The 7,209-nt window shown below is 71.2% G+C and carries 8 protein-coding genes; 1 reads left to right on the top strand and 7 read right to left on the bottom strand.

Annotation, left to right across the window (positions count from 1 at the left end; genetic code table 11):
• Nucleotides 1–150: 150 nt before the first annotated feature.
• The 7 genes from A5481_RS29690 to A5481_RS29720 all read right to left on the bottom strand — a co-directional run bounded on the left by A5481_RS29690 (nucleotide 151) and on the right by A5481_RS29720 (nucleotide 5,663).
• A complete protein-coding gene (locus A5481_RS29690) occupies nucleotides 151–879 on the bottom strand; it encodes an urease accessory protein UreF (protein WP_048434266.1) in 729 nt (242 codons plus the stop codon).
• Nucleotides 830–1,327 carry an urease accessory protein UreE gene (locus A5481_RS29695; RefSeq protein WP_048434267.1) on the bottom strand — a complete coding sequence of 166 codons (498 nt, stop codon included), beginning with the start codon at nucleotides 1,325–1,327 and terminating at the stop codon, nucleotides 830–832. The genes A5481_RS29690 and A5481_RS29695 overlap by 50 nt, the downstream gene beginning before the upstream one ends.
• A gap of 27 nt (nucleotides 1,328–1,354) precedes the next feature.
• On the bottom strand, nucleotides 1,355–1,840 hold the full coding sequence (locus A5481_RS29700) for a DUF29 domain-containing protein (RefSeq protein WP_048434268.1): 486 nt from the start codon (nucleotides 1,838–1,840) through the stop codon (nucleotides 1,355–1,357).
• A 29-nt stretch (nucleotides 1,841–1,869) separates the two neighbouring features.
• Complete coding sequence (gene ureC, locus A5481_RS29705) at nucleotides 1,870–3,612, bottom strand: urease subunit alpha (RefSeq protein ID WP_064504485.1); 1,743 nt, start codon at nucleotides 3,610–3,612, stop codon at nucleotides 1,870–1,872.
• 15 nt (nucleotides 3,613–3,627) lie between these two features.
• Nucleotides 3,628–3,891, bottom strand: coding sequence for a hypothetical protein (locus tag A5481_RS29710; RefSeq protein ID WP_064504486.1), 264 nt, complete (start codon nucleotides 3,889–3,891; stop codon nucleotides 3,628–3,630).
• Nucleotides 3,892–4,074: 183 nt separating this feature from the next.
• A complete protein-coding gene (locus A5481_RS29715; RefSeq protein WP_064504487.1) occupies nucleotides 4,075–4,695 on the bottom strand; it encodes an urease subunit gamma in 621 nt (206 codons plus the stop codon).
• A 119-nt stretch (nucleotides 4,696–4,814) separates the two neighbouring features.
• Nucleotides 4,815–5,663 (bottom strand): urease accessory protein UreD, encoded by an 849-nt coding sequence (locus A5481_RS29720; protein ID WP_064504488.1) that lies wholly within the window; start codon nucleotides 5,661–5,663, stop codon nucleotides 4,815–4,817.
• A gap of 200 nt (nucleotides 5,664–5,863) precedes the next feature.
• On the opposite strand from A5481_RS29720, the gene A5481_RS29725 reads away from it, so the two are divergent.
• Nucleotides 5,864–7,192: an NAD(P)/FAD-dependent oxidoreductase gene (locus tag A5481_RS29725; RefSeq protein ID WP_064504489.1), complete on the top strand. Its 1,329-nt coding sequence runs from the start codon at nucleotides 5,864–5,866 to the stop codon at nucleotides 7,190–7,192.
• The last annotated feature ends 17 nt before the right edge of the window (nucleotides 7,193–7,209 follow it).

Genomic DNA, 7,209 nt, shown 5'->3' on the forward strand with positions numbered 1-7,209 from the left:
CGCAGGCCACCCTCCCCCGCAGAGGGGGGAGGAGTAGGCGGGCGCCGCGCCTGTGAGCCGACGAGGGTCTCTTTTCTCAAAGATAATATATATTCAGATGAGATTTATATGAAGCGCGATTGGTTGAGTTTCCTATCCGGACCATCGGTGTCACGACCGGAAGATCCGCGTATACTGCGTCTCGTGCCGGAACGAGCCGAGATCGAGGCGCACCGTCGCTGTGCCCGCTTCGTCGAGCGGCAGGTCCTGCACCGCGCGCGCCAGGGACGCGGCGAGCGGCATCAGGGCGGCGACCACCCGCGTGCCGGCGGTCTGGCCGACGGGGGCGAGGCGCAGGGACGCCGAGACGAGGTTCTGCAGGAAGGCCGCGAGATAGGCCGCCAGCACCGTGCCGCGATCGAGCCCATGTGCGCCCGCGGCGAGGCCGACCGCGACCGGATAGGCCACCGGCCCGTCGAGACGGGCACTCAAGCCAGCGAGGCGCGGCACGTCCCAGGCGGCGCGGGTGGCGTCGAGGAAGGAGCGGCCCTGCTGGCTGGTCTCGAGGTGCAGCTCTCGCGACGGGCTGAGCGCCAGGGCGAGGTCGTTGACGGCGATCAGCGCCTCGGCATCCCCCGCCGCCGCGGCCCGGTGGGCGTGGGCGGCCAGGATCGCGTCGCTGCGCCCGGCCCCGTGCTTCAGGACGTCGGCGAGCCAGTCCCGCAACGACGCCTCGTCGTGCACGTCGCCGGCCTCCACCGCCCATTCGAGGCCGTGCGAGTAGGCGTAGGCGCCGACGGGGTAGCCCGGCGAGAGCCAGGCGAGCAGCACCAGGGCGTCCGGGACCGCTTCAGCCATGGGAATGGTCATGATGGTGGTGAGGCCCGTGACCGTGCCCATGGTCGTGGGAATGCCCGCCCGCATAGGCGCCGCCCTCGGGCCGGAACGGCCGTTCCACCGGGGTCGCGGTGCCGCCCAGGCCCTCCACCATCGCGGCGAGCACGTGGTCGTGGGCGATCCAGAGCGCATCGGGGCCGATCTCGGCCGGGATGTGCCGGTTGCCGATGTGCCAGATCAGCCGCTTGAGGGCGTGATCGGTGGGCGCGCGGATCTCCAGGAGTTTCTCCGCCGCCGCCTCGACCCAGACCAGGCGTCCGTCCTCGAGCCGGAGCGCGTCGCCGTCGTCGAGCACCGCCGGCTCGGGGAGGTCGAGCAGGAAGGCGAGGCCGCCGACGCCGCGCATCGCCATGCGGCGGCGGTGCCGGTCGCCGGAATCGAGCACGATGCGGTCGACGATCTCGCCGGAGCCGAGGGCGTCGCGGCGGATGACGCGGGTGGCGCGGATCATGGGATGATGTGGTTCCGTTCAGAAAAATCAGATGACATCCGGCTTATCCGGACCCGGATAGAATCGCTCGTCGAGGATCTGCGCCAGGGTGTACGGGCAATCCTGCGGGAAGCTCCGCTCCGGCAGCCCGGTCTCGTCTGCGGCTCGCACCCGGGCAAGGCGATAGGCTTTGGCCAGGACCTCCGCCGGCCAGGCGCGCAGGCTCGGACTCATCGTCACGACGTCGTCCAGGCTCACGCGCTGCTCGAGGATGGTGGCGCGCCAGCCGTATTTGCGCTGCTGCGGTTGGAACTCCCAGTTCAGCAGGTGATGCAGCAGGACGGTCAGGCGTGAGCGGATCTCGGATTTCTGCGATCCGCCCAAATCGGCGATCTCCTCGGCCAGGGCCTCGCGATCGAGTTCGGCCCAGCGGCCGGCCCGGATCAGTGCGGCCTGTCCTTGAGTCCAGAGAAAGTAGTCGGTCTCGGGCGAGACGCCGGCATCCGGCGCCGCCCGCTCGGCGAGCTTGGGCATGGATGAGCCCTCCTGCGGTGCAGGATAGCTCAGAACAGGAAGTAGCGCTGCGCCATCGGCAGCACCTCGGCGGGCTCGCAGACCAGCAATTCGCCGTCGGCGCGCACGTCGTAGGTCTCGGGGTCGACCTCGATCACCGGCGTGGCGTCGTTGTGGATCATGCTCTTCTTCGAGATGCCGCCGCGCACGTTCTCGACCGCGACCAGCTCCTTCATCACCCCGAGCTTGTCGCGAAGACCCGCCTCGATCGCGGCCTTCGACACGAAGGTGAGCGCCGTCGCCGCCGGCACCCGGCCGAAGGCGCCGAACATCGGGCGGTAATGCACCGGCTGCGGGGTCGGGATCGAGGCGTTGGGGTCGCCCATCGGCGCCGCCGCGATGGCGCCGCCCTTGACGATGAGATCGGGCTTCACCCCGAAGAAGGCCGGCGACCACAGCACGAGGTCGGCGAGCTTGCCGACCTCCACGGAGCCGATATGGCGCGAGATGCCGTGGGCGATGGCCGGGTTGATCGTGTACTTGGCGACGTAGCGCTTGGCCCGCGCGTTGTCGTTGCCAGACGCATCGCCCGGCAGCGCGCCGCGCTGGCGCTTCATCTTGTCGGCGGTCTGCCAGGTGCGGATGATCACCTCGCCGACCCGGCCCATCGCCTGACTGTCCGACGACATCATCGAGAGCGCGCCGATGTCGTGCAGGATGTCCTCGGCGGCGATCGTCTCCTTGCGGATCCGGCTCTCGGCGAAGGCGAGGTCCTCCGGAATCGACGGGTCGAGGTGGTGGCACACCATCAGCATGTCGAGATGCTCGTCGATGGTGTTGCGGGTGAAGGGCCGCGTCGGGTTGGTGGAGGAGGGCAGCACGTTCGGCAGCCCCGCCACCTTGATGATATCCGGCGCGTGGCCGCCGCCGGCGCCCTCCGTGTGGAAGGCGTGGATGGTGCGGCCCTTGAACGCCGCGATCGTGTCCTCGACGAAGCCCGATTCGTTGAGCGTGTCGGTGTGGATCATCACCTGGATGTCGTGGGCGTCGGCCACCGACAGGCAGCAATCGATCGCCGCCGGCGTGGTGCCCCAATCCTCGTGCAGCTTGAGCGCGCAGGCGCCGGCCCGGATCATCTCGACCAAGCTGTCGGGCTTCGAGGCGTTGCCCTTGCCGGCGAAGGCCAGGTTCATCGGAAAGGCGTCCGCCGCCTCGATCATCCGGGCGATGTGCCAGGGGCCGGGCGTGCAGGTGGTGGCGAAGGTGCCGTGGGCCGGCCCCGTGCCGCCGCCGAGCATCGTGGTGATGCCGGAATTCAGCGCCTCGTCGATCTGCTGCGGGCAGATGAAGTGAATATGGCTGTCGAACCCGCCGGCGGTGAGGATCTTGCCTTCACCGGCAATGACTTCCGTGCCCGGCCCGACCACGATGGTGACGCCGTCCTGGATGTCCGGGTTGCCGGCCTTGCCGAGCGCCGCGATCCGCCCCCCTTTCAGGCCGACGTCGCACTTCACGATGCCCCAGTGATCGAGCACCACCGCGTTGGTGATCACCGTGTCGACGCCGCCGCCCGCGTTGCTCGCCTGGCTCTGCCCCATCCCGTCGCGAATCACCTTGCCGCCGCCGAACTTCACCTCCTCGCCGTAGCGGGTGTGGTCCTGCTCGACCTCGATGACGAGGGAGGTGTCGGCGAGGCGGATGCGGTCGCCCTTGGTCGGCCCGAACATCGCCGCGTAGGCGGCGCGGGGGAGGCTGGCGGGCTTGGGGGTGTTGGACTTGGGAGGGGTGGACATGGGCGGCGGGTCCGGTCAGGCAGGCGTCGACGGGGCGGGGGAGGGCGTCGTGGATTCGGTTTTCGTGCGCTCGTCCTCGGCCAGGAGGTAGTCCCCGATCGGGTCGGCGCTTGGGACCGGCGGGCGTGCCCTCGCGCGGGCGCGGCGTGCGATGCCCCGCAGGGCGAACAGCGCGTCGGGCTTCACGATGGGCGCCGTTTCCTCGTCAACTGGGACGGTGGAGCCTTGGTCGTCCGGCGCATGGTCGGGCATCTGATGGGGGTCGTCCGGCAGGGTCACCTCTCCTCCACGCCTCGGTTCATCCCACTCCCGACCTCATCCTGAGGTGTGGAGCGATCGGAGATCGCGGAGCCTCGAAGGAGGGCTCCAGGGATCGCAGTGTCGTCTGGAGCCCTCCTTCGAGGCCCGCTGCGCGGGCACCTCAGGATGAGGTCGAAGTTTGGACCGGCGGACTCGCGCCCCTCACAGCGCCCCCATCACATCACCTCGGAACCCGTACACAGCGCGCCCGCCGCCCATCGGGATCAGCACCACCTCCCGGGTCGAGCCCGGCTCGAAGCGCACGGCGGTGCCCGGCGCGATGTCGAGGCGCTGGCCCCGCGCCTTGTCGCGGTCGAAGCGGAGCGCCGGGTTGACCTCGAAGAAGTGGTAGTGCGAGCCGACCTGGATCGGCCGGTCGCCGGTATTGGCGACCTCGACCACCGTGCGGGGCGCGCCCTCGTTGAACACGATCTCGCCGTCGGGCGTGGTGATCTCGCCGGGCACGTCGGCGGCGGGGGTGCCGCGGATCGGGTGGTGGACGGTGACGAGCTTGGTGCCGTCCGGGAAGGTCGCCTCGACCTGGATGTCGTGGATCATCTCCGGCACGCCCTCCATCACCTGCTCGGCGGTGAGGACCTGCGCGCCGAGCCGCATCAGTTCGGCGACGGTGCGGCCGTCGCGGGCGCCCTCGACCACGAAGTCGGTGATCAGCGCCACCGCTTCCGGGTGGTTGAGCTTCACGCCCCGGGACAGGCGGTTGCGGGCCACCATCGCCGCCATGGCGACGAGGAGCTTGTCCTTCTCGCGGGGGGTCAGCAGCACGGGCCTGGTCTCTCCGGTCGGTTGAGGCCTCCATCCTTCGCCGAGGCGCGACGCCGAGGCAAGATTGGTGGCCGAGGCAAGATTGGGCAGACAAGAGTGTGCAGGCAAGAACCGAGCCGTCAGGTCTGCCAGACCCGCGGCAGCGGACGGCCGCGAAAACCCTCGAGGATCCGCGCGGCGGCGAGGCGCAAGGGGCCGATCTCGGCCCCGAGCAGGCGCAAGCTCAGCATCCCGTTCCAGGCGCTGGCTCCGGCCTCGACCGCTAGGCCCTCGCAGCCCGCCGTTGCGATCAGCTCTCGGACCTGGTCGAGCCGGCTTTCCGCGTCGGGTGCGAGGTGGAGCAGCGTCGCCATCGCCCGGGCGCCGCCCGCGACCGCCCGCTTGGCGAGTGTGTCGGCGATGTCGGCCTCGAGCCGGAAGGTGTCGGCGTAGGCGAGGCGCCCGGCCCGGCGCAGGCGCCAGGAATCGGTGAGCGCGCCGTCGCGCATCACCTCGCCCCTGGCGGCGCGGCCGAAGACCAGGGCCTCGAACAGGGTGAGCCGCGCGTCCGGGGCGATCTCGGCGGTGAAGCTGCGGGCGAGCCGCGCGCCGTCGAACAGGATCGTCTCCTGCGGCAGCCAGGCGAGGGCGGCCTCGCTCTCCAGCGCGAGGTCGATGTCGAGCCGCGTCACCGGCCCGTCCGAGCGGTAGATCTTCTCCGCCGCCGTGGTGGTGAGCACGAGGTCCGCGCCCGGCGCGAGCCGCGCCTCGACCGTGAAGCGGTCGCCGCAGGCGATGCCGCCGGCGCTGTTGAGCAGCACCGCCTCCATCGGACCGGCATCCGGCCGCGGCAGGCGCAGGCGCAAGGGGCCGGATTCGGCGAGGTCGGTGGTGCGGGTGGCGCCGCCCGGCATCCGTGCCACCGCCAGGGCGACGTGGCCGATCGAGCGCTGGCGGCGGAGGGCGTCGGGAACGGCGGATTGCAGCATCGGGACACCCGGCGACGGGCGCGAGCACCGCCCTCGGCCACGCTTAGACCGCGCCGGCGGCCCCGCAGGCAAGCCCCGCGACACGGGATGATGCCGGCCGACCGCCCGGCGCGCGGCAGAATCTGCCGCCGGGCTCGGGGAGTCCGGATTCTTCGCCCGGGGGCTCCCTGCTAGGCTCCCCCCATCAACGGGAGCCCACGATGCCTGCACCTCTCCTCCACATCGAGACCACCCCGGACCTGCCGGCCTCCGCCGAGGTCGTGGTGATCGGCGGCGGCGTGGTCGGCACCTTCACGGCGTATTACCTGGCCCGCCGTGGCGTCAGCGTCGCGCTGGTCGAGAAGGGCCGCGTCGGGGCCGAGCAGTCGAGCCGCAACTGGGGCTGGTGCCGGCAGCAGAACCGCGACGCCCGCGAATTGCCGATGGCGACGAAGAGCCTCGACCTGTGGGACCGCCTCAAGGCCGAGATCGGCGAGGATGTCGGCTTCCGCCGCCGCGGCCTGCTCTACCTCAGCAACGACGAGGCCGAGATCGACCGCTGGGCGAAGTGGCGCGACTTCGCGGCCGGCGAGGGCGTGGTCACCAACGTGCTCAGCGCGGCGGAAGCGCGCGAGCACGGCCGTGCCACCGGCCGCGCCTGGAAGGGGGGCGTGTTCTCGCCGACCGACGGCATCGCCGACACCTCCCGGGCGGTGCCGGTCGCTGCCCTCGGCGTGATGAAGTACGGCGGCACCGTGCACCAGTTCTGCGCCGCCCGCGGCGTCGAGCTCGAGGGCGGCCGGGTCTGCGGCGTGGTGACCGAGAAGGGCACCATCCGCACCCGCACGGTGGTGATGGCCGGCGGCGCCTGGGCGTCGTCCTTCGTGCGCCAGCTCGGCATCCGCTTCCCGCAGGCCGCGGTGCGCCAGTCGATCATGGCGGTCGGCCCCAACGTCTCGGGCCTTCCGGACGCGCTCTACACAGCGGGCATCTCGCTGACGCGGCGCGGCGAGAGCGGCGGCTACAACCTGGCGATCAGCGGGCGCGCCCGCGTCGACCCCACGCCGCAGCAGATCCTGTTCGCCCGCGAATTCGTGCCGATGTTCGCCAAGCGCTGGCGCGTGCTCGCGCCCGGCGGCACCGAGGCCTGGCGCAGCGGCCACGAGGGCGTGAAGAAGTGGCGCCTCGACCGGCCGACGCCGATGGAGCGGATGCGCATCCTCGACCCGCGCCCCGACCCGACGCTCATCGCCGAGACCCACCGCCGCGCCCTCGAGATGCTGCCGGCCCTGCGCGAGACCGCGATCACCGCCTCCTGGGCCGGCTACGTCGATTCGACCCCGGACGGCGTGCCCGGCATCGGCGAGGTGACGGGCGTGCCCGGCCTCGTCCTGGCGGCGGGCTTCTCGGGCCACGGCTTCGGCATCGGCCCGGGTGCGGGCCACCTCATCGCCGACATCGTCTCGGGAGCGGACCCGATCGTCGATCCGAAGCCCTACCACCCGGACCGGTTCGGGTCCTCGGCCTGGGGCAAGGTGGCGGAGTTCTAGAGCGTCGTGTCTGAAAT

Origin of the sequence: Methylobacterium platani, assembly GCF_001653715.1 — a bacterium.
GTDB lineage: Bacteria > Pseudomonadota > Alphaproteobacteria > Rhizobiales > Beijerinckiaceae > Methylobacterium > Methylobacterium platani.

Coding starts and splice junctions, on each gene's coding strand:
- ureC (WP_064504485.1), bottom strand. CDS start 3,612: ATGTCCACCCCTCCCAAGTCCAACACCCCCAAGCCCGCCAGCCTCCCC.
- A5481_RS29720 (WP_064504488.1), bottom strand. CDS start 5,663: ATGCTGCAATCCGCCGTTCCCGACGCCCTCCGCCGCCAGCGCTCGATC.
- A5481_RS29690 (WP_048434266.1), bottom strand. CDS start 879: ATGGGCACGGTCACGGGCCTCACCACCATCATGACCATTCCCATGGCT.
- A5481_RS29700 (WP_048434268.1), bottom strand. CDS start 1,840: ATGCCCAAGCTCGCCGAGCGGGCGGCGCCGGATGCCGGCGTCTCGCCC.
- A5481_RS29695 (WP_048434267.1), bottom strand. CDS start 1,327: ATGATCCGCGCCACCCGCGTCATCCGCCGCGACGCCCTCGGCTCCGGC.
- A5481_RS29725 (WP_064504489.1), top strand. CDS start 5,864: ATGCCTGCACCTCTCCTCCACATCGAGACCACCCCGGACCTGCCGGCC.